Raw genomic sequence first — 22,579 nt, forward strand, 5'->3', positions numbered from 1 at the left:
TAAAGCAAACACAATAGTATCCCGACCATACATTTATATTGTAGTAGCTATCTTTTTTTATAGGTATCTATATAATAAACTGTGTTTGAACCCTTCCATTTAACCTTCAAAGTCGTTTTATCCAGCAATAATATCTCTTCGGTAAATCCACCCGAACCATAACTAATTATATTGCCTGATTTTGACCATTTTAAATCATGCCCTTTATCTTCACAGCTTTTATCAAAATCATAATACCTTCCTGTTCCATCTAATCTAAACTCTTCATAATCTTTTTTAGTGGGGCAATCAGGCACAATATCGGTCGAGAAAGTTTCAACACCATTAGTAAATCCTGACGTATGTGTAAGCTCCCATTGTCCTATGATATTACCTCTATCTTCATTATTAGTGTTATACCCCTCTACCAATGAATCTTCATTGCAGGAAAACAGAAGTCCAAATATTGCTGCCGTTATTATAATTAATTTCATAATTATCGTTTTTAAAAGTTTACCAAAGTTTTCCTTGCCTGATTATTTTAATCGAAAAATAATCTTGATTAGCGAACGTAAACGCATTAGGATATTGAAGATTTCCAGCTACTGGATAATTTTTGCTGTATGTCCCTTCCAAAATGATTTCGCTTTCTATATTAGCACTTAAACCAAATGACATTGTCGGTTTGTGATGTTTGGCAAATGTAAATTGTTCAAAATAAATCCCCGGTTTTAACCATGATTCACGGCCGTGATGACGCCAATGTAACATAGGTCCGCCACCATAACGCAACACATGGTAACTGTATTTTCCTTCCCTCACTTCATCGGTGGTAGTAGCCCCACCGGACTGAGCATCTTTATCAGCAGTTTTGTCCCCAACACGATTATACCAACCAAAATCAGCAAAAAACTTAAATCTAGTCTGCGATTTATACCAAAACCGTATACCGCCCTCAATCCCTGTTGCGGTGTGTGTGCCGCTGGTTCCCTTTGAAAAAGCATTGATACCAATTGACACAAGAGGACGAACATGGAGATTTACCGGTTTATTGTTGAGGAATTCTAAATTCAATCCAAAGTAAACAAGTGGGTAGCTTGTCTTATCCGCATACGAGGCAGGAGCCGAATACGAATTGTTTTGATTAGTTATTATAGGCATTTGCTCATAACCCAAACCTACCTGAACTTTACCGGATGATACTTTGTTTGTATATTGATCATTAATCAATGACATGATACCGATCGTCCCTGATGCTAAACTGGTATAGGCCAAATCTTCATTTGCATCCCGTTTTTCCTGAACAGCTAATCTTTCTTGTCTGGCAGCAGTCCGTTTAGCTTCATATGCCCGATTGTATTTTTCAGAAGCAGTCTGTTTTTGCGTGTCATTTAACGCTATATTTTGCGCTTCCGAATAGAGACTCATTGCACTGTCATAATTCCCGTCCGCGTAGGCCTTGTCGCCTTGGGTTATATAATTGTCAAACCGATTTTGTTGTTCTTCAGCGCGACGCTGTTCTTCCTGTTGTTTACGCAATTGTTCATCGTTTCGTTTTTCCTCCTCTCGATCTAGCGTTTTTAGCCTGGCTATTTCGGTTTTTAGCGTATTTATATCTTGTTGTAAACTACCTGGCAAATGAACGCCTGAAAGGCAAAGGTCTTCGTTCACTTGACTTGGTTTGCCCGATTTCTGAACAAGTGCACTAAGCTCGTTACAAAGTTCATTTCTTTGTTTTTCCAGGTCTTGTTGAGTTTCACGCTGGGGCGCCACGCCTTTTTGATATCGCAGTTCCTGTTCCAATTCATTAACCTCATTTTTTAATTGGTTTATATCATTTTCAACATAGCTTTTATTAAGATTTCTACAAATCTTGTCAAATACTGCATTCTGCCTATTACCAAGTACCGTACTTAATTCCTGGCACAACTCATACCTTCTCTTTTTTAATGACAGCAGTTCCTCTTCTTGAGAGGTCCCACATACCGGTTTTCCTGTAGAAACATAAATTAGTTTATCCAAACGGTATGATGTAATGCGGACATTATTTTGCATTTTATGCTCAAATTTAATCGTTTCACCTGGGTTTACTGTATGAGTATCCCCAAAATGAACTCGACCATTGGCATCTAACAATTGAAATACAAATGAAACCGTTCTGTCATTATTGCTTTTTACCTCGAAAAAATCAGTCTGCCCGCCCCAGCCGTTACCTCCGTGCAGAACCTTATACAGTATATTCGTATTACAATCAGTACCTGTGAAAGTTTTCCATTCCCCCCACTCAGGCTTGACATAGGGTCTTTCTCCACGCTCAATCCTAGTGGATTTTCCGACATAAGGTTCATCTTTACCAACAGTAATGCATTCAATGGTATTCTGGTATTCCCGCCCCGCTCCCAAATCCATAAAAGTGGCTGTAGGATTAGAAGGAAAAACCATTGGCCAACCGTTATAAGTACGAGTTATTTGTTTACAATCTGGCGCTTTATAATCGCTACCAATAATTTCTATATAGGAATCTCTAAAGGTTGCCAGTTCAGGAGTATTATTTTTAACTTTGACCGTGACATAGAATATATTTATTTGTTGTTCACAAGTTCCATATCCGCTGGACCCCATATAATCCTTGCTTTTATAAGTTCCCGCACGTTTGTAGGAATAGCTAAATATAATTCCACCATCCTTGTAAATTATTTCTCCCCCTTGCCCGAAAGAAAGCGAACTACTTAATAACAGCATCAAAAAAATGTAAATTCTTTTCATAACTAGGTTGTGTTTTATTTGATGAATAATTTCAACTATTCGGTTTTATTAAAAAACGTTGGCTAATGCTGGGATTCCCTCTTTTGGCTTATACTGATACAGCAAATTTATCTAAGCCAAAAGCAAAAAAAAATACCGAGTTCTCGGTATTTTCTATTTAATCTTTGTCCATTTTTATATCCATCCCTCTCTTACGGACTTGCTTATAAGCTCAACAGAAGAATGTGCCTGCGCTTTTTTTAAAATGTTTTTCTTGTGTGTATCAACAGTAAAAACGCTAAGAAATAGCTTATCGGCAATCTGCCTACTTGTATTTCCCTCTATTATCTCTTTTAGGATTTCCCGTTCCCTCCGGGTAAACATGTCGAAAGATTTTACCAAAATTGGCTCCCGTATATCGTAGTAAGAAGGCCTGCCTTCGATTCCGATAATCGAAAAACAAGGCTCGCCTGTGGGCTTTATATGTGAAATATCTGTATGGACATGAAAGCTTTGGCAAACATTTAACTCGTTATAATCTACCAGGATGTATTGGATTAGAATACGTTTGTATTTGTTAGCGGTTGTTTTTAGTCGTAAGTCATATTGCACTTTATAATACGGATATTCTTCGATGGAAACAGAGTTATAAAATGAAATTACTTTCTCTTCAAAGTGCAGGAAACAGGCCCTGTCATCCGGATGGATGTTGTCCGTAAAGAGCTGCATTGTAACCTCAGCGGGTTCATAACCTAATACATTGGTTACATCTTTTCCTATATCCACTATTTCTCCTTGCATAATGTTGAAAAGAAGATAGTAGTAATCGCCAACCTGAAAAATATTGAGCAATTTTTTGTACTGTTCCAGTTGTCCGATTAACAGTTGTTTACTGGGAAATGTTTTGTCATGCACTACGGTATCCCAAAGTTTTTGGGCAGAAAGTAGAATTCTGTTTCTCATGGTCTGTGTTGTGTTCCTTTACGAATTTATCTGCAAATTTTTTCTTTCTTTTTCAATCCGATAAACATGGGAAACTATCTTGTTAATAGACTTTTCTATTCCGCATAAGGATTGAATGCTCCCCCCTTCGCAGGCTACCCTATAGAAAATATAACTAAAATGGTCAACATTAGCGAAATTTCTATTTTGCAAATGTGTATAAATAAGCTACTGCTGGAATTGTTCCAAATTTCAACATGATTTTTTTAATTGATATCAATAGACTACCTGATTGATTCACTATTTAGTGATCAAACTTGGGGACACTTTTCATATTTTTTTCTAACAGTAGACGATAAAATTAAGGCATATAAACTCCTTTCTGCTAAGGGCGGTTAATTGGTTTCTTTAATATAAAGAATTTTCAAAACAGATACAAAAAATTGTATATTATAAAAAAGAAATTTATTTCGGACAAAATGGATGTTCTTATCTTTCAGGGTACTAAACATGTACGCAAGCAAAATGAATTCGGATGATAAGAGTTTATCCGCGAATGTATGCTATGGACATTGTTGCCACAGCAAAATCAAGTGTTATCGAAAGTGCGTTAATTAATGAATTAGCAGACCCTTTAAGAGTACAAATTTTTTTGTTTAAATTAGATATTCTATGGGAAGTTTAACAAGATATGTATCAAATGATCGTCCAGAATTCGCTGTACTTATCGAAGATGATGATAAGGTTTGTTATGCATACTTATTGATAGAGAGTAAAATAGTTGGAGATATATGGTTATACAATAGCGTTCCTACTCCTAGCGAACCTGAATGGCATAAAAAGGAGAATCTACCGTTTTTAAATCCTGTGGAGTTTGTTAAAGAAAACCTTGAACCATTTGACGCATGGTCGCCTGTTGAAGTCACTTGGGATTTTTGTGAAGAAACAGAGGCTAATATATTTATAGCTTCCAGATTGGTTGCAAAGCTAACCGTGGGATCGTGTCCCGGTTGGTCTAGTCTGGTCACTAAAGATGGGCCTTTGGCGCAGAAGATGTAACGTTTTCACGATTCGAATTAGAAGTAGATAGAAGATATATTCAATAAGATTATTTTTATAGTCTCGCTCTATACTGCTGTGGTGACAGTCCAAAATATTCTTTGAATAGATTGGAAAAGTTCGGTACACTTTCATAGCCAATTTGATAAACAATCTCAGCGATATGCATATCCTTATTTTCCAATAATTGAAGTGCCTTTAGAAGTCTATGCTGTTTTATGAACTGGAATATGGTGATCCGCATTTCTTCCTTAAACTGCCTGAAAAGTGTTCGCTCCGAAAGAAAAAAATTAGCGCTAAGCTCAGCGATTGACAATTTATTGTCGAGATGTTGGAGGATATACGTGCATACCTGGATCATCAATTCACTTTTTGCAGGCGTGATTTGCAACAGGATCGGCTTTGCCAATAGTATAGGGAGCATAGACTTAAAGGCCTCCAAGGTGGACGCGGTCAACGTGTCGTGGTCTTTCAACTTCCAATGTTGCTGGCCAAAAAGCAAAAAATGATTCAACAATTCATTTGATGGATACACCTTAACTTCCTCGTGCATATTGTTCATATCGACAAAAATGGTTTTTATTGACAGTTGCTGTGAGCGGGAAATGAGCTTGTGCGGGACATGTGCTGGGATATATACAAAGAAAGTACTTGGTACACAGAAACTGGCTTTTTCTGTATAGATAAAGAGAGTACCATTTGTTGGGCTAAGTACCTGTACTTGTTCATGAGCATGCATTTCTGTATTGAATTGACCATAGTTACGTAATTCAATTGTCCCATCGCGGAAGTTCTTGGCACATTGAACGAAGGGAATGGTGGATTTTGGCATTATTGAATAACAATTGTTTTATTTTCAAATATATTAAATTTTATAGTTCTGGTACTTTTGATCTATAACAATAAGTTGACTATGAAACAAGTTAAGATTTTCGATACTACTTTACGTGATGGAGAACAGGGCCCGGGCTGCCAATTGACACTGAATGATAAATTAGAAATTGCAGAAAAACTAGATGCAATGGGAGTAGATGTGATTGAGGCAGGGTTTCCAATAAGTTCACCTGGAGATTTTAAGGCAGTCACAGAGGTTTGTAAGCTGGTAAAAAAGGCAACCGTCTGCGCATTGGCTAGGGCCAACAGGACAGATATTGAACAGGCCTCTTTGGCCTTGAGTAAGGCAAAGGTAGCACGGATTCAGCTCGGAATTGGAACATCGGACATTCATATTAAACATAAGTTTAATACTACCCGTGAGGTAATCTTGGCGAAAGCTTACGAAATGGTGGCGTATGCGTCGGATAAATGTGATGAAGTACAATTTTTTGCCGAAGATGCTGGCCGCGCAGACAACGATTTTTTGGTTCAAATGACCAATACAGTGGTTGAAGCGGGGGCGAAAGTTGTGAATCTTCCTGATACCAATGGTTTTTGTACACCCTTCGAGTACTTTGAAAAGATAGCCTATGTGAATCAAAATAGAAGGGAAAAAGAGAACGCAATTCTTTCTGTCCACTGTCATAATGATTTAGGTATGGCTACAGCGAATAGTATAGCTGGGCTAATGGCAGGCGCACTTCAGGTGGAAGGAACGATTAATGGTGTGGGAGAACGTGCAGGAAATGCTGCCTTGGAAGAAATTATTTTGACACTCATTGTAAAGAAAGATCTGGGGATGGCGACCGGAATTGATCCAAAATATATTGTAGAACTAAGCAGTATGGTAGAACGGGCGATGTCAAATCCTGTGCAGGCCAATAAGGCCATTGTTGGGAAAAATGACTTTGCGCATTCCTCCGGTATCCACCAGGATGGCGTGCTGAAAGACCGTAGAAACTATGAAATTATTGATCCCCAAATCATAGGGGGGAGGTTGCCCGAGTTGTTTTTATCGGCGAGGAGTGGACGTGCAGCATTAAAAGATCGGTTAAAAAATATGAAAATAGATTTCCCGGCTGACCATTTTGAAAATATCTATAGCCGATTTCTTGTTTTGGCAGATCAGAAACGTTTTATTGAAGATAGCGACCTCCGGCATTTGGTTTAGGTGTACAACACCCCCGGTGTATGGAACAATAATTACAATTATATTTTAAAATATCATGAATGAACATCCAAACTTAGTTGTAGTAAACAAATTTTTCGATGCATATTTGAGCAATTCAATCGATGAATTGCAGGATATATTCCATGCCGATGTGAATTGGCATATTCCTGGCAGGCATCCTTTAAGCGGAGTTAAAAATGGGATTGGAGAGATCGTAGAGCTGTAGTTGCTTATGCTCTGTTGCCTTTTTTTGAGATAACTTATTGCTCTTAATTATTCATGAACTGGTAATTCACGAATGGGTTGTATCAGCTATTTTGATACAGCCCATTTTTTTGTAAGACATGTTTCCGCTTCAACACGACACCAGACTTTTCGGTATCTCTCACATACCTCTTACATTCACCTGTTTTATTTTCAAGGTGAAGTTATTTTAGAATTTAAAGGGGCTATTTCTTTGCAATTTTATTGAATGCGTAAGGAATTACGCCAATCCCTAATGATAGTAGTACAGTTAAAAGTTCATTTAAGTTCAAATCTTTCGCTCCATTATCAAAATAGTTCCACATAAAAAATGTTGTTATTGTACAAGCAATTCCTGTAGATACGAGTCCACTTATGACTGCAAGAAACCTGCTTACACTAGTGTTATTTTTTTCATTTTCCGGATCGCCATTGTTTGCAAATGCTTCAAAAGCTTTTACTGCATCAGGGCTCTGAATGAGGGAAGATTGATTAAATGCTAAAATTTGCTTTGTTCGCTCTTCTTCTATTTCTACAACAATATCTTTGTCTAGTAGTAGATCTTTAAGAGAAACATTGTCTTGTCTTAGTTTTCTAAAGATGAACATTAAAATTAGAACAAAAAGTAAAATCGGTGTAAGAGCAACCCATTTTTCAGCTAGCGTTATCTTTGTTAATGGTAGCGTTGTCGTTGTGACAGGATGCGTTGTTGTTAAAGCCTGCTGACCCTCGGCAATGGAGGTTTGTGATGAATATGCTGCTGGCTGATTTACTGCAGTTGTTGGTCGCGTTCCCGTTGCTGTCGTCGATTGAGCAGGAGTAGAGCTCAAGGTTCCTGTGGTGTCTAATGAATTCATAAATAGTTTTATAAAATATGATTTGGGTATTAGTTATTTAATTCTTAATAGCATTAGCTAGGTAAACCTTTTTATTGCATGTCTTTTTCATAATATCATCTGTCAAATTATTCTTCATTTATATACGGATTTCATCCAACGGTAATGATTTTAAATGTTTGATTCTGTGGATCTATTGTGTATTATACATTTGTTGTCTTAAAAATTATGACAATGTTTGCAATTTTCTGTTTTTATGAAAGATTTCAATTATTTGAAACCCTGAAAGGTATTCTTTCTGTAATAATAGGTTTAGCGAGTGTATTGTCATTTTGGACAAAATATTTTATTTCTTCCTGTAAAGAAGTTTGTTTTCCAAATAGCTCTTCCCATATATTTTTTTCGGGGTCATTGCAGTGTTCTACTGATTTCCTAACAACCATTATTCTCGCATACCCTTCTTTAAAATCAGTTAGCCTATTTTGGTTGTGCACCGATGGAAGCTCTTTTTCATTTGTACTATCATCTATCAGGTAAGTATTATAATATCGCTCAATTGGGAGTCCACCAATGTTACTTTCTATATTGGATAATATAAGGTACCAGTTATGATTATCATTAAATACGCTTCCAAATATGCTTAAAACAGATAAGTTGAGTTTTTTTCTGATATCCCCACTAATTATTTTTACGAAACCGTCCTTTTGCACATCATTTCTCCAGTCGCTCGGTACAAAAGAGTCGACAGCTTTTAAAAATTGTACCCATTGTGCGCTGCTCCATTTGCTGGAAATTGTCCGCTCTTTATTTTCTTCACTACTAGGTGGAGCTATTTCATGGAGTTTAGAATGTATTTCGCTGCGTACAGCAAGCTTAAATAAGGGATAGAAAGGGTCTTTAATATTATAACTATTTCCAATATGCGAAGCTAAGCCATTCCCGGAAATCACGAAAGAAGTTGAATTGACTTTTGGATTTGTTGCTACAAAGTCAAAAGTGAAACCTAAGGGACCTGTAATAAATTCATCTTCTAGAATTAAATAATCGATATTGTTTTCTTCTGTTGTATCCACAGCAATAGTCTTTTCAAGGGAAAGAGTCGGGTCATATCCTGCTTCGGGATAAATATTTTCGGCATTCGGATCTTTTGTTTGTACAATTCCAAGACTAAACTTTTGAGCCAACCCGGCTTCCTTGTACCAAACATCATCTAAAACGAGCATCACATCCGCGATGTTGAGATCGACAATTTCGCCTGTTTCTTTAATAGAGCCAGTAAGAGGAATATAGAATCGTACAGAAGGCGCCGGGAGCTGTTCTGTTCGTTTTGACTTTTTGAGGTAAAATTTCCAAGGGTAATATCTTTTCTTTTCGAAGGTTTCGATATTAATCTGACTGCTAATTATATCGTTATCGTATGGTTTGCCCAATGTTTCGTAGCGATTGTATAGCGTAAGTGAATACTTGAGTAACATTGCATGGTTATCAATGACATTCTTATATTCGTGGATGATATTATCTTTGTTCTCTTTTGACGCTAATAATTTTGAGTATGAAATCATAGCGCTATTATGTGGCCTTTCAGAGTTCCACCAAGCGTCTAGTTTCATTGCGGCGGTAGCAGAATAAAGACCTGCATTTTCAATTGGATTTATATTACCATTGCTACCTAAATTAGTAAGTTCTATATTTGATTGCCTACCCTGCCAGTCTAATTTTTGATGACGTACCTCGATCTTGCTAAAACAGCTGTAATCCCTGTTATTGAGAAGTACTTTTACAGAAGGCGTTTTTAGAATTTCTTGCGTATGATTTCCCTGTTCATCAATTCTAATATTTTCCCATAGTCGTCGATTTTTTTTCTCTTGATTTAGCTGTTCCTGAACTTCGTCATCTTGTTTTTTGCTACAATAAGCACTTTCTAAGATTATATAGTCTCTGGAAACCTTATAACATTCAATTTCTTTTTCAGCATTTTTTATCTTAATTAATCCAGCAGATTCCTGTAATTCTTTATCAGGTATAAAATTTCTATTTAAATTAAATTGACAGTTTCCGATGGGACCATTTTTGTCACTTTCAAAATATTTGGCATCAATCAGATTAAAAAATGAAATTTTATAAATTTTACCTTGTGCAAGTGTCACTTTTTTATTGATCGGATCAATGGCTATCTTGCTCCCCCATTTAAAGGTAAGTTCAATTTCGTTTTCCTTGTATAATATATTTTTGGGTGACAGTTCTAAAGGGATAGTCGGGTCTAAATCATTGATCACTTCGATCTCCATATGAACGGTGTCTAAAACACTTGGATCTATATATTCAATGATTTTGTCAACTTTATTTTCTAATTCTCTGACTATTCTATATTTATTTTGACTGTTTTTTTCGGGAGAATACTCAATCGGTTTAAATGAATACCAATCCCAAAAATCGGTCAGCGGTTTTCTAATTTTTATGACAAACTCTTCATTAAAGTTCTCTCCCATAATGATGGGATTTTTTCGATTATTTTCCTCTTTATGAGGATCGTCTATCTCAATATTAGTTTGAAACAATTCATTGTATAATGGGTTAAGATCCTTAGGATAACTGCTAGGGAACATTGTATTCGTACTACTTGGATCATTTAATATAATATTTGGAGGCCCAATTGCTTTGGTGCGTAAATAATGAAATGATTGAATTTTTTCGGAAGGTATTTCTTCAAATTCAATCTCATCTTTATGCTTATTCAAAATCTCGTTTTGCCTTAAACACGCTGGTAAGATACCGCTATTTAAAATCGCAAATGCAGAAAAACGATAAAAATAGCCGTAGCGTAATGCATAAGGATTGAATTGCGTGGTATCACTTTTTTTAGGATCAGGATCCTTTGCCGGCAAAAGATAATCAATTTGCGGACTTTTATAAATTTCTCCTCCTTCGGCGGAAATATCGTTGTATATTCCCTCTAAATTCGCAACCAAAGATGCGCTATCATTACTAATTTCTAGGAAAATTTGTTTTACCTCATTTTGTTCTGGCAGATTGCTGGGAATTAAAAAAGATGTTGTAAGTACTTTGGCTTCTGTACTTAGTTTAGCTTGTGCCCAGTTGTGGTATTTCCACGTCCCATAGTTATCATCAACGTTGATGCTATTGCTACGTGTACTGAGTAATATATAGCCACTTAATTCATCGGCGAGGTCATCAGGGATATTAGTGGCTTTTGTAGAGATATGACTTGGGTTTCCGATTTGAATGCGGATTGGGAGCTGTTCCTTTGATGGTTGGGAAGGGATCTTGCTCAACGAATCAATTTCTTCAATTAGAAAAGGGACAAGCTTATCGTCGAAGCTGTTAAATTTGATCGTGAAATCTTTAGGTTTGATTCCAGGAAGAGTAATGATGACCGCCTCATCGCAATAGATAGCATTAATTAATTGTGGAACTTTCTTATTAATACTTTGTGAAGAATATTCCTTCACATCTTTTAAAAGGTAATTGAGTAAAGGTTCTCCATTGCAGGTACTATTCAGAATCAAAAACGTATTAAACTCGTCATACATATCGAGGGTATGAAAATTCAGTTGTTCATGCTTTTCGAGCTGTTCAACCGTATCGTTATCTTGTTCAATAAGGCTTATTTCATTTTCAGTAAATTGTATAAAATAACTTCTATTCTCGTTCGGCGAACTAAATCGCTTTAAATGGTTTTCGCTAAATTGAAACAGAATCGAGATTAGATGATGTTGAACAGTTCTATCAGATAATTTGGAATATAATCGGTGGGCGTCTTCGAACAAAGTATTTTTGGATAACTCCCTTGTATAATCATCGACAAATGGGATCTGTGCCAAGATGTTGTACAGAAATGTTTCTTTTTCGTCGTTTAAATTAGAGAGATAATCAATATTTCTCTGAAAATTAACAAACATCTCATCTACCTCTGTTTTAAGCTTGCCGAAATCATTTTGTATCGTATTTGAGTTAGATTGGATGACCTGTCCTTCTAGATAGATTTGTTTTATTGCATCCAAATAATAGGTTAGATATCTCAAGGGCGAAAGAATATAACGATTAGCGATATCAATATTTTTGATGTAATCATTATACAGCGGTTCATTGTTTTCAATTATATGGATTAATGTTTTATCGAATAAAAAATCGCGGATGTCAAGCAAATTGGCTAAAACCTTTGTAAAATTTACTTTCCAATTATTGTCTTGCTCTACATTGATTTTTACCTTACCTTCAAATTTTCCTTCTGTTCGGATGTTAACAATGCCGTCTTTATCCGAATAGTCTTCTAGTGGATATGGGGTAGCCTTAGTATAAGCTTTGCATACTATTTCTATACCATCTCTTAGTTGCCTTTTTTTGTCATACTCAATAACATAATTTTTTTCCCCAGGTATAAAATAATTCTCTTTATTTTTTTTGGGATACCAAATTGAAGTAGCCTCATTAGATATGGGCAAGCAGACAAATTCTATCTCTTCAGGACTATCAACAGTGAAAAAATCTAGTTTTTCCTGCTTTTTGCTGTCTATTTTCTCATTGATTAAGATCAACCATCCCAAGCTTTCATTGAAGGGTGGCAATTTCTGGGCCATCTGAGCTGTAATAGGGATTGATTTTCCTTCAATTATTTCATTATCACTTGAATAGTCTTCTTTTATGTCGATTACCTTTGCATTTTGATCGTTTATTGAAATACGAAAATCTTCTATCTTTTTTAGTTGAAAATCGATACTGTGTTCGAAATACCTTTTTATTAAATCCTTATCGTTTCCAACATAAATTGAGTTTCGGTCAATTTCAAAATCGATATATGCTGGGTCGACTGTGCCATTTATAATCTTCCATATTCTAATACATGAAGGTTGTTCAGACCAATTCCAGGGAAGCAATTGCTCGCGCAGCGAAACCATATTATCATCATCAATGATTGAATCTTTGCTGTAGGAGTTACCATTGCACAATAGCGAAAACTTAAGATCGAAGTTTAGTTGTCCGTCCGGATCTTCCTGTTTGACTAGGTCAATAAAAGAAGAATCATATGCCAGTTGAAGAGTAATGCTCATGTTATTTTAGTTTAAGGATGCCGCAATATTTTCTGAATTTTCATTTTTTACATTTTTGGATTCGCCTTTTAGTACCATCGTATAGTTCTTATTAACGGATATGGTTACAAATCGACAAATTCTGATTTTCACACGCACGTTTCCCACTCCATAGAGTACGGTTCCGTTGCCATTGCTTTGATAGTTAATTGCAAGACGTAGACTTAAATAAACGGAAATCAGACCGAGAATATCCACGACTCCGATTATGGCAACAAAAATCTCTATCCTGGTATTTCCTATTGAAGATGAATATTCAACCTCAATGCCGGCAAGCACCATTATGCTACCCGTAATCCAACCTGCGCTAATAGTTAAACCGGCACTGCCATGAACACTCATTACGAAATTGACCATTGGTTTTTTGCTGACCGATGGCTGGTATTTAAAACTACAATCGATATAGCCTCCACCACCCAAAATAAACGCGGTAAAATTGAATGGAAGGTCCCTCTTCCCAAGGTAAAAACCTAAACCTATGTTGAAATCGAGTTTTGGCTTACCGGGATCACTATCGTCAATTGCCTTTAATAAAAAATGACCTCCAAAGGAAAGATTGGAAATAGCTGTTGTTCCGCCTCCTACTGAAAGGGGGGGGATATCAAGATTCGCCTGCACACCGATAGGCATTTCCAATTTAGTGTTGGGGACAGTAAACTTCAGAATTTTCATCTTGAAAGGGGAATCGCCCTCCTTCGACGAGGCGGGATCGGAAGCAGGAATATTTTTAGAGGCATCGGTAAGAAGCTTCAGCAATCCAGGCATTTCCATTCGACTTGGATCGAGGTCAAAATCATATTTTCCATTTTTGAAACTTACTGTTGTTTCCTTAAATAGCATCAGTGGAGTACCTGAGAGTGAAATTTCAAATGTAGATTTCATTGCTCCATAACTTTCACTAGTTCGTTGTTGGTCGATGTCATAGGCTTCATAAGCATGTGCAACGATTCGAGCATTACGCAGCATACGAACTTTTAATGGACCAATACTCATTAAAGTATTGTCATCTGTAAAAGTGTAATCCAAATCTGCTTTTACCCAAGCTTTCATCGCTTTTTCATCGACCTTACTTTCTACTTTCACCGCTTTATAAAAGCGGTCGTCACCCTTTAGAAATGGTAGTAAGTTGTCAAATTTGAATCCGCCGATATCCTTGAGTAAATTGGACATTGGAAATTTGTCAGAATAGGAGTTTATGAAGTTTGCACCCCATTGTCGCATAGGGGCAATGAATTTCTCATCTATTGCTCCATATGGTATAGTAATGCCCACTGCACTCAGACTATCGTTCAGTTTTTCCAATTTTCCCATGATCGGGGTTATCAGCACTTTAGGAGCAGATATTTCCTTAAAGTTATAGATCAGTTCCACCGTCTGGCGATTGATCCCTAGATCTACGGCTTTAATGTCTTCTACGACTGAACGATAGTTGAATAGCGTATTTTGAAATTCACGATCAAGACCTCTCAGGTTTTTACTGAATTTTTCAGCCTTATAAAAACCTGTAGTTACTTTCCCTACAGCATCACCAAAATCCTGATTGATGGTTTGGGACAATTTATTTGCCTGTTTTATGATAGCCTCTTTATTGCCGCTTTCAATAGCCGCTATAGCTTCCTTATAGTCCGTATATAAATTTAGTGCTGGATCAAAATATTTTTTTATCGCCGCGTCTATATTTCCGCCCTCATTTTTTATTTTATAAAGTAGTGTGTTTAAATCTGTAATTAGATCTTTCATCCAGTTGTCAATCTGGTTGAATATGTTAGCAATAGGGGCGGGAATTTCATTTCCGACTTGAAAATTCTCAATTAATAGATCGAGGATATCCTTCGATAAATCACGAATAAATTCCGTTCTTTTATTGTAAAACATTGTTTCGAAAGCTTCCCTTATCGAAATCTTTGTATTTTGTAAGGTGTTGTAAAGCTTTATAACTTCGTCTGCAAGTGGTTTTATACCGTCATTAATTTTATTTCTAATGTTATCAAAGAGACTATCGACTTTGATCTTTAATGATGTTATTTTCTTGTTAACACATGCTAATTCTTTTTGTAAAACTATTACTATCTTTTTAATTTGTTCGAATTGCGTAGAAATGCCTCCTTTGACGGAATTAACGGAGCTAATTACTTCTATTTTTATTTCCTCAGGATCCAGGCTATCTGGGAGTTCATTTACTTTGTTGTTTACCGTTTCCTTTATTTTCACAATATAACCACCTAATTCCTTTGTGGTAGTTTCCTTAACTTTTTTATGGATATTCAACGATTCAATTTGTGCGACTACTGTAATTCCAATTTCAGTTATCTTTTCATTAGATAATTTTGTAATTTCAGCTTTCACGTTTTTACTACTTAAAGTATCTGCAAGGCTCTGTATTTTATTTTCAATGTCGGTTAGGGATTGTTCTATAGTCAGTTGAATAGTGTCAAGTTGGCTGTTGAAATTGCCAATGTAGCTTTCAAATCGCTTTATCTCGTCATCAAAAAACTGATCCAAAAAACCTAAATGTAGTTCAACGAAATTTTTCGCCGAATCTATTCTATCTTTAAAACTATTGATTTCATCAATGATAACATTTTGCGCGTTGGCTATATCTACGTTGTCCAACATTTCAAATAGATCACTTTTTAAGAGGTCAAAAGTGATTTTATAGTGCTTATCAACAGTACCAATCGCAGCTTCTAACATCGCCACCAATTGATTCCAAAGGACTAAAGTCGGAAGCTCCCATATTGCTATTACTCCAACTTCTTTTGGACCACCATTATAAAATTCATTGTACGCCTTTCCGTTTGTTGTGCTAGATTTTTTTAGATAATTTAGGAGTGGTTCGGCTTTAGCTTGCGTAATAATTCTATCTACAATTGTTTCGGAGTCACTTTGTTCGGAATCAATTTTTCTGAAGAATGACCCTAGATGATCCTGAATGTTTTTTCTGAAAACTTCTTTACGTTCTAAAACTACCTTACATCTATCTATGGCTTCTTCATTATTGACCTGTTGAACAGTTTTTAGTAGTCCGCTATATCCATTAAGATTGTCTACCAAAATTTTGTTACCTGCTTTAGTAAAATTTTTTTCCTTTTCACAAATATGGTTATATATATCCTGATCACTCCATTGTATAGGCTTTCTTTGCAGTGTTACAGTACGTAGCTTAGCCGAGATTGTTGAATTGTCATTGTAAGCTCCGTTAGCAGATATTGGAATATCGGAAGGCAGTACTTTAAATGTAAACCTTTCGAATCCAGGCAATACTTCAATTGGTGAGGGTAGTGGGGTATTTACCAATTGAGGATCATTATACTCTAAACAGGGGGGAGCTCCAAGATATATGTTCTGAAAGGGCTGAATGGTATAATCGACTTCCGCTACACTCGGCCAGTCATTCGTTTCTGCAGTTATTTCATTTCCTGCCACCCGGTCTCTTACATCGGTATAAAAGTAAATATTTTCTGGATTTACAATATTGCATAAAACCTTTGACAAGCCAGAATCTTTAGTTGCCATCAAATTCAGCATTATTTGCGGAAAGGGATAAACTGAAAAATCGGCATTTTTATTCCAAAGTGGGACCTCCCATCCATAAGGCTCTTCATCCTTATTTTTTGTAGCTATGAGGTCTCGACCCCAAGTGGAATTGACAGGTATTTTAATTGATTTGAAAGAAGTTCCTTTCACACATCCAGAAGAAAATTGCTCAGCGCCAAACTCCGGGTATTTTCTTTCGGGTTCTAGTATTTCTATAAACTCTCTTACTTTCCTGACAATTACCCGCCCTTCATTTTGCGTTCCTTTAAATTGTTTAGATGGGACTACTGTTCTTTCATATTCGATTACATGTTTGGCTTTATTCCATAATACTCCAATTCTACCCATGCGTTCCACAGCATAAAAATGGGTTCTGCCCATGGTAGTTGTAGATTTGATTATAGTCTTGTCATTAGCAAAACGTGCTACTTGCTTTCCATATCCTCCCAATGAAGATAAGGCAAGATTTTCGATTTCGCCAGATGAGGACCCTTTGAGCAGGCCCTGGGTCATTAGTTCATAATAAATGGCTTTAGATTCAAAACCCCAGTGAAAACCTCCAGCCAGACCAACCGCCTTCTGTCCATTCCCATCGACCGCATCATTTTGATGGTATTTGTCCCTTATCTTTTGTAAATAGGATGGAGTATCGTTAAAAGGGAAAAATAGTTTTGCCCCGCTGCCGGAGGTGATTTTATCAGTTTCAATTTTATTTTCCCCAATTCTGAAGAAATAATTTATGCCTGTATCAAATTTTGATGGTTGGAACTTGTTAGCGGTGGCAGATACTTCATAAATGGCGAGCCGGGAAATATACAACTTAAGAATTTGAAAAAAATGATCATAGGCTTGCTTGAAGGCCTCACTCTGATCTGTACTATGTTCCCATAGGATCCGTCCCCTTGGTGCTTTTACCATTTGCCCCAGCTTGTTGTCCATTTCTGCTATAAATGCATCTTTATTCTCGAAATTTGCACTCATACCATAGAGCAGTTCAAACTGTGCTTTCAATAAGCGTAGTCCCGGATTGGAGTCTCCATATGTACCAAATAAAGAGCGGAGATTCCAAGGAGCTGCGACCATTTGTCGATTCAGCTGTTCGTTCAAAATTTCAATGGTTGCGGGGGGACCAAATTTAAAAGGGACTAGTCCATTATCTGTTGGTTCGCCGGGCAATGGATGTTCGCCTTCTGTTTTTCGAAAGGCTTCACCCATTACCTGGGGCGGAAAGGTAATTCTTATACCTTTATCATTCTCGTTTAAAATCTCCCAAACATTACTATCTGCCGATAGACTATTCTTTCGAGCAACAATCCATTTATTACTGTCATCATTTGAGCTTGTTCCAAATGGGGTTTGAACTCTCACAGCGGTCTGAGGTTCGTTGCCTATTACAACTACACTTATTTCATTTTTCTTATCTTTCTGTTTTGGATCCCGTAGCAATAATTCCGCAGCGAAAAAGAAATCTTGTCCGACGTTTATATTTTCACTGAAAGAAAGCGAATATTTTTGTTCATCTTCTTTCGATAAAGGGATAATGAGCGGTTGCTCCGGACGGAGCGTACCTGTACTTGATAAAGAAATATTGTCATTGTCTGCGATGGTTCCATCCTGATAAGAGAGGTCGGTAGATAATGGGGTTATTGATTTAATAGGAATTCTGAAATCTTCAATTGCATAGCAGGGGACAATGGTATCTTTTTTGTCTTTTTCCAGATTATAATAATATTCCCAAATATACATCGGCTTTTGGGCTTTTTGAAGTTGAAATGAAAGGTAAATATTGGCTTCAATTTCTCCAGTTTCTTCCAGATCAAAAGCAAATGTACCATCATCTAAAGTTCCCTTAATATTGGATAGTAAGTCTTTTTTTGTCAAAATTTTGAAACCAAAAAAAGTTCCGCTATCAGTCGTTCTTCCTATATCATCTGTTTTATATTCTAAGTTGTCAATTGTTATTTCAGGGACATTGCGTTCCAATCTGTCAAAATCTTGTTTTCTAATATTAGTTAAATTGATGCTGTAAGTATCAGTAGATTTCACAACAAGCTTTTCTATTTTTTTTACCGTTTTCGGTGGTTTAAGAAATATTGCGCTACCGACAAATGAAATCCTATTATTGACAATCGTATGTTCGGTTATCATTTGCTGGCTTCCGTTAAACTTTAATTTTTTTGTGTCGAATTGAATGCTTAAACTTTGAGGGCTTGCTCTATCAATCTTTTGCCGGGCAATTGCAAATTCTTTAATAAATTTATTGACAGAATCAATGTTGAGTCCACCTACAACCCAGGAGAGGATAGATTTTCTGCTCTGATTTTTTTCAAATCTATTGACCTGAAAACAGTATATAAGATTATAATATTGAAGAGGAATCTCTGTTTTTAAACCATAAAGTATAAATTCATTAAGTGTTCCTTTAGTGTCAATTTGATTGTCTTTTACATATTTAAAAAAAGGATAAATTTTTCTTCCTGTTCCATTGTTGCCACCTTCTTTGATGAACCAAGAATAGAGTTTGTTGTATTGTATTTTGTTGTGGATATCTATGTACGAAAAGCTTTCAGACATATAATCCTTTATACCATTATTGTCTAGACATAATTTCTTTGTTGTTATCGTAAAAGAATCTGTGTCATTACTCGGAAAAATAGTGTCATCTTTTAGCCCTGTTTGACACCAGACAAAAGGGCAATCGGTTCCGATGTTGTTATCCTTGTTACCGGAGTTATTAATAGAAAGCAATACTTTTTCAGACTTTCTTAGTCCACACCATATATGAAAATTACTTTTTTTACCAATTTCATTGACGATATCACATTCAATTCCATCGAATTTCAACAATGTATCTACCGATTCAATCGTATCCGTACCAAAAAAATATCCATTGATTTTATTTTCAGTATTCTCTTTTTCAATGATAGTAAAAGGGATAGATTTTTGTGAAATAGAAAACTCTTTCGCTTCAAATTTTAATTCAAAAGCATTTTTTACCGATTCCAATTTTGTGTACTGGCTCCATTTAGTAACGTTCTTGGGCTGTTCAGCAATGAAAAGATGGCAAAAGTCAATTTTACTATTGGACAGTCTATCTGTAAATGAAGGACTACTGTTATATGTTGTTGCATACGTTCCGTCATCTAACTTGAGAAGTGGAATTAACCAAACAGATGTCGCAGATAATTTGTCCAAAGGAAAAGGTTCGGCAGCTACCCAATCTAAGCCCGTCGGGAAAGTATTGTAATTTTCTTTTCGGCCTACAAAAATGCCAAAATAATGTTCTAAGGAATTCAACTTGAACGTGAATATGGGCTTTAAACCCAAATTATCAATGATGGAAGTATTCATAGTACAGGTTTATAATTTGGTATTATAAAAAAAAGCTCTTAGGTAACTCTCGCGACGAAATTGTTTTCTAATTTCTTGAGAGAATGTAATTCGACTTTATTATTCTGGTTTTGCTTTCACGAAAACCCCACTTATAAGCAATGTTTTCATAAATCTGAACTTTCAATTATGGATTGGCAATAAATAGGCTAAATAATATGTTGATTGGCTTGTAATCTATCGCTTAATACAAATTAATTGGCGAGAGCATTTAGGGGAAGGGCATAAAGTTTGGTATTTTTTATGCTCTTCCCATCTGTGAAAATTGTAAATCAAAGTACTTCGACCATAACGATAGTGCCAGCAGGAATTGATTTGAATGCGGCGTACCATGCACTGGTATCGGAGTCTAACAATCCTATGCAGCCCTGGGTCCCGGATACATTTCCGTCCGGATGAATCCCCAAGCCCGTTCTATCAGTGGAAAATTGAGGTTCTATAAGTTGAAACCAGCAGTTTTTTAAGGAGTCACAAAAGCCTTCTTTGGGAGACTTCACTAATTTCCCACCGACAGCATGATAGAGTCCCAAAGGTAATTCACCTTTTCCATAAGGTCCAGAAACCGCTCCTGATTTCAGTTTTTTTTCAGACCATGTAATTGTCCCGTAAGCATTTTGGTTTTGCTTTTTTTCGATGATGAATTTAATACCCATGATAATATAAGTTTAATAATTAAGTCAACAACTTTATTGGTATAAATAAACTCGATGGATTGATAATCAATTACATCATGTATTGATCAATATATAATACGGCATTTATGGCTATTTGTGGAATTCGTCTATGTCCTACACTTCGAATCCATTAAAGTAAATATAATAAAAAAATACAAGTCAACGAATAAATATCTAGAAATAGTAAAATTTATACTTTGTAGGGAATTCTCTTGATTTTTGCTTATTATGGACAAATAAGTTGAGCACCGATTTCCTTTCGAAAACAGATGTTCCTTTCATAGCTGAATTTATTCACAGGTTAGTCATGTTAATTAATAGGGTAGGAATATGTGAGTACACCGACTTAAATTGCTGCACTATTTTGTAGCAACTGATTTCATCGTTTACATTTGATGCGAAATATATTAAGCCCTAACACTTCCAATACATAAGTCGCGAGCTGAAAAGCCCAATTCCAGCTATAGGAAAAATGGGAGTACTTACAGTCGAATAAAAATGAAATTATAAAAGCTTGTTGTTACAGAAAGAACTTGCTATTCCTTCTTTATTTTTTATTTACCAATTTAAAGTAAATGACTAATTTTAAGCAAACTTATATTATGAAAAAAGGAATTATTGTAATAGATCCGGGGCATGGTGGTGTCGGAAATGTTGGCGGCTCTGATGGTAATCATGCCGTTTCCGCGCTTGGAGATCTTGAAAAAAACTTGACTCTTGAGATTGGCCTTCTTCTTAAAGCAGAATTGCTATTTAAATCTCACGAGGTTTATCTTACCAGAGATACAGATCGTAATCTATCTCTTGAAGATAGAGCAAATTTAGCGCGTGACAAGAAGGCTCATGTTTTCCTGTCTCTTCATTTCAATGGATGGAACGATATCATAACACAAGGCACCGAAACATTTGTATATCCCAAAGCTAGTAGTGATTCAATATTGCTAGCTTCTTCTATACAGCAAAGGCTTATACAGGCTACAGGATATAAAAACAGAGGTGTTAAAGAAATGAAATTAGGAGTGTTAAATCCAAGTTATCATTCACCTATAACAGCTTGTGCTTTGGCTGAGATAAGCTTTATTACAGAAACAAATGATGCAAAGCGTTTGAGAGATGACAACTACAAAAAATCCCTTGCGCAGTCCCTTGCTGTAGCGGTGGAAGATTTTATCAATAAGAGCAGTAGTATAGTGAAGTTTAAGGTTCTCCGTATGCAACAGAATGGTATCTTGGAAATAGAGGATTCCGATATCTAAATTATCAGAATAAAACCTAAACAGTTGAATACAGAATTGAACGAAATTTATAAAATGCAAAAATATTCATGAATAGCTTTAATTTTTCGGAATGTAATTTAAGGCATGGATTTAAATATTAATGCTTCCGAATAACAATTCCATCGCCTCCCTTAAACGTTAACAAGGGAGGCTTTTTTATTTTTCCCCTTTTCTGCTTTACCAGTACGATCCAATCGTCCTGTATACTTTCTATGCCCACCAATAATAGCGCATCGTCTATTGACAATAAATCGTCTTCCCAAAACGGAGTTGTGAAGGTTCGGATAAATAGTGCCGATAATAGCGTTGAGATGTTAATACTTTTCGTAAATTTTTAATTTTTACAAAGCTATATAATTGTTTTTCTCTCTATTGTTTTTGTTTGGTTGTAATTATCTTAGGAAGAACTTTTTTGTTTAATCCGCTTTGTTATACGGTATTGTGTATTTTAATAATATTTTTTGAATTTTCAATTTAAGTGCCTTTAATTTCTTTTATAATTTCTTTGTGGTTTTTTAATAAAAACTTTTTAATTCTTAAGGATTGTTTGTTGGGAAATATGTAATTTCGGCCATTCGTTTAAAATGCTGTGGGAAATATTTTAATCGGACGTTATCTTAACTATTAACTTGTGATATTATCTTTTTTTGATAATGTTAGATATGTACGTGTTTAACGTTTTAAATCTAAATAATTTCAATTCAGCCTGTTGAAGCCGATTAATTCTTTAGGATTTTTAGGT

12 protein-coding genes are annotated in these 22,579 nt (G+C 35.9%); 4 read left to right on the top strand and 8 right to left on the bottom strand.

Translation table 11 applies throughout. The annotated features are described in order from the left end of the window. Window positions 1-47: 47 nt before the first annotated feature. The 3 genes from AAH582_RS10275 to AAH582_RS10285 form a co-directional block, all read right to left on the bottom strand. Entirely contained in the window at window positions 48-473 is a 426-nt protein-coding gene (locus AAH582_RS10275; protein ID WP_343322054.1) for a hypothetical protein, read from the bottom strand. A 19-nt stretch (window positions 474-492) separates the two neighbouring features. Then, entirely contained in the window at window positions 493-2,745 is a 2,253-nt protein-coding gene (locus tag AAH582_RS10280; protein ID WP_343322055.1) for a hypothetical protein, read from the bottom strand. Between the two features lie 174 nt (window positions 2,746-2,919). Beyond that, the gene (locus AAH582_RS10285; protein WP_343322056.1) at window positions 2,920-3,687 is read right to left on the bottom strand and encodes a LuxR C-terminal-related transcriptional regulator; all 768 of its coding nucleotides are present in this window, start codon (window positions 3,685-3,687) and stop codon (window positions 2,920-2,922) included. A 651-nt stretch (window positions 3,688-4,338) separates the two neighbouring features. Between AAH582_RS10285 and AAH582_RS10290 the strand changes: the two genes are divergently transcribed. Next, window positions 4,339-4,725 carry a hypothetical protein gene (locus tag AAH582_RS10290; RefSeq protein WP_343322057.1) on the top strand — a complete coding sequence of 129 codons (387 nt, stop codon included), beginning with the start codon at window positions 4,339-4,341 and terminating at the stop codon, window positions 4,723-4,725. Between the two features lie 55 nt (window positions 4,726-4,780). Here AAH582_RS10290 and AAH582_RS10295 read toward each other — a convergent pair whose 3' ends face one another. Further along, window positions 4,781-5,557: an AraC family transcriptional regulator gene (locus AAH582_RS10295; RefSeq protein ID WP_343322058.1), complete on the bottom strand. Its 777-nt coding sequence runs from the start codon at window positions 5,555-5,557 to the stop codon at window positions 4,781-4,783. An 81-nt stretch (window positions 5,558-5,638) separates the two neighbouring features. Here AAH582_RS10295 and AAH582_RS10300 point away from each other — a divergent pair, with 81 nt between their 5' ends. Beyond that, window positions 5,639-6,772: a 2-isopropylmalate synthase gene (locus AAH582_RS10300; RefSeq protein WP_343322059.1), complete on the top strand. Its 1,134-nt coding sequence runs from the start codon at window positions 5,639-5,641 to the stop codon at window positions 6,770-6,772. A 55-nt stretch (window positions 6,773-6,827) separates the two neighbouring features. Further along, window positions 6,828-6,998 (top strand): hypothetical protein, encoded by a 171-nt coding sequence (locus tag AAH582_RS10305; RefSeq protein ID WP_343322060.1) that lies wholly within the window; start codon window positions 6,828-6,830, stop codon window positions 6,996-6,998. Window positions 6,999-7,221: 223 nt separating this feature from the next. Here the strand turns inward: AAH582_RS10305 and AAH582_RS10310 are convergent, their stop codons facing one another. From AAH582_RS10310 to AAH582_RS10325, 4 genes are all read right to left on the bottom strand, one after another. Next, window positions 7,222-7,872: a hypothetical protein gene (locus AAH582_RS10310; RefSeq protein WP_343322061.1), complete on the bottom strand. Its 651-nt coding sequence runs from the start codon at window positions 7,870-7,872 to the stop codon at window positions 7,222-7,224. A gap of 245 nt (window positions 7,873-8,117) precedes the next feature. Next, on the bottom strand, window positions 8,118-12,920 hold the full coding sequence (locus tag AAH582_RS10315; RefSeq protein ID WP_343322062.1) for a hypothetical protein: 4,803 nt from the start codon (window positions 12,918-12,920) through the stop codon (window positions 8,118-8,120). A gap of 6 nt (window positions 12,921-12,926) precedes the next feature. Continuing rightward, the gene (locus tag AAH582_RS10320; protein ID WP_343322063.1) at window positions 12,927-19,847 is read right to left on the bottom strand and encodes a hypothetical protein; all 6,921 of its coding nucleotides are present in this window, start codon (window positions 19,845-19,847) and stop codon (window positions 12,927-12,929) included. Window positions 19,848-20,158: 311 nt separating this feature from the next. Next, window positions 20,159-20,539 carry a hypothetical protein gene (locus AAH582_RS10325; RefSeq protein WP_205398625.1) on the bottom strand — a complete coding sequence of 127 codons (381 nt, stop codon included), beginning with the start codon at window positions 20,537-20,539 and terminating at the stop codon, window positions 20,159-20,161. A gap of 623 nt (window positions 20,540-21,162) precedes the next feature. Here AAH582_RS10325 and AAH582_RS10330 point away from each other — a divergent pair. Further along, window positions 21,163-21,816: an N-acetylmuramoyl-L-alanine amidase family protein gene (locus AAH582_RS10330; protein WP_343322064.1), complete on the top strand. Its 654-nt coding sequence runs from the start codon at window positions 21,163-21,165 to the stop codon at window positions 21,814-21,816. Window positions 21,817-22,579: the final 763 nt, after the last annotated feature.

This window comes from Sphingobacterium multivorum, assembly GCF_039511225.1.
Taxonomy (GTDB): domain Bacteria; phylum Bacteroidota; class Bacteroidia; order Sphingobacteriales; family Sphingobacteriaceae; genus Sphingobacterium.

Excerpts from the sequence above, each read along its gene's own strand:
- AAH582_RS10275 (WP_343322054.1), bottom strand. The coding sequence starts at position 473 with ATGAAATTAATTATAATAACGGCAGCAATATTTGGACTTCTGTTTTCC.
- AAH582_RS10280 (WP_343322055.1), bottom strand. The coding sequence starts at position 2,745 with ATGAAAAGAATTTACATTTTTTTGATGCTGTTATTAAGTAGTTCGCTT.
- AAH582_RS10285 (WP_343322056.1), bottom strand. The coding sequence starts at position 3,687 with ATGAGAAACAGAATTCTACTTTCTGCCCAAAAACTTTGGGATACCGTA.
- AAH582_RS10290 (WP_343322057.1), top strand. The coding sequence starts at position 4,339 with ATGGGAAGTTTAACAAGATATGTATCAAATGATCGTCCAGAATTCGCT.
- AAH582_RS10295 (WP_343322058.1), bottom strand. The coding sequence starts at position 5,557 with ATGCCAAAATCCACCATTCCCTTCGTTCAATGTGCCAAGAACTTCCGC.
- AAH582_RS10300 (WP_343322059.1), top strand. The coding sequence starts at position 5,639 with ATGAAACAAGTTAAGATTTTCGATACTACTTTACGTGATGGAGAACAG.
- AAH582_RS10305 (WP_343322060.1), top strand. The coding sequence starts at position 6,828 with ATGAATGAACATCCAAACTTAGTTGTAGTAAACAAATTTTTCGATGCA.
- AAH582_RS10310 (WP_343322061.1), bottom strand. The coding sequence starts at position 7,872 with ATGAATTCATTAGACACCACAGGAACCTTGAGCTCTACTCCTGCTCAA.
- AAH582_RS10315 (WP_343322062.1), bottom strand. The coding sequence starts at position 12,920 with ATGAGCATTACTCTTCAACTGGCATATGATTCTTCTTTTATTGACCTA.
- AAH582_RS10320 (WP_343322063.1), bottom strand. The coding sequence starts at position 19,847 with ATGAATACTTCCATCATTGATAATTTGGGTTTAAAGCCCATATTCACG.
- AAH582_RS10325 (WP_205398625.1), bottom strand. The coding sequence starts at position 20,539 with ATGGGTATTAAATTCATCATCGAAAAAAAGCAAAACCAAAATGCTTAC.
- AAH582_RS10330 (WP_343322064.1), top strand. The coding sequence starts at position 21,163 with ATGAAAAAAGGAATTATTGTAATAGATCCGGGGCATGGTGGTGTCGGA.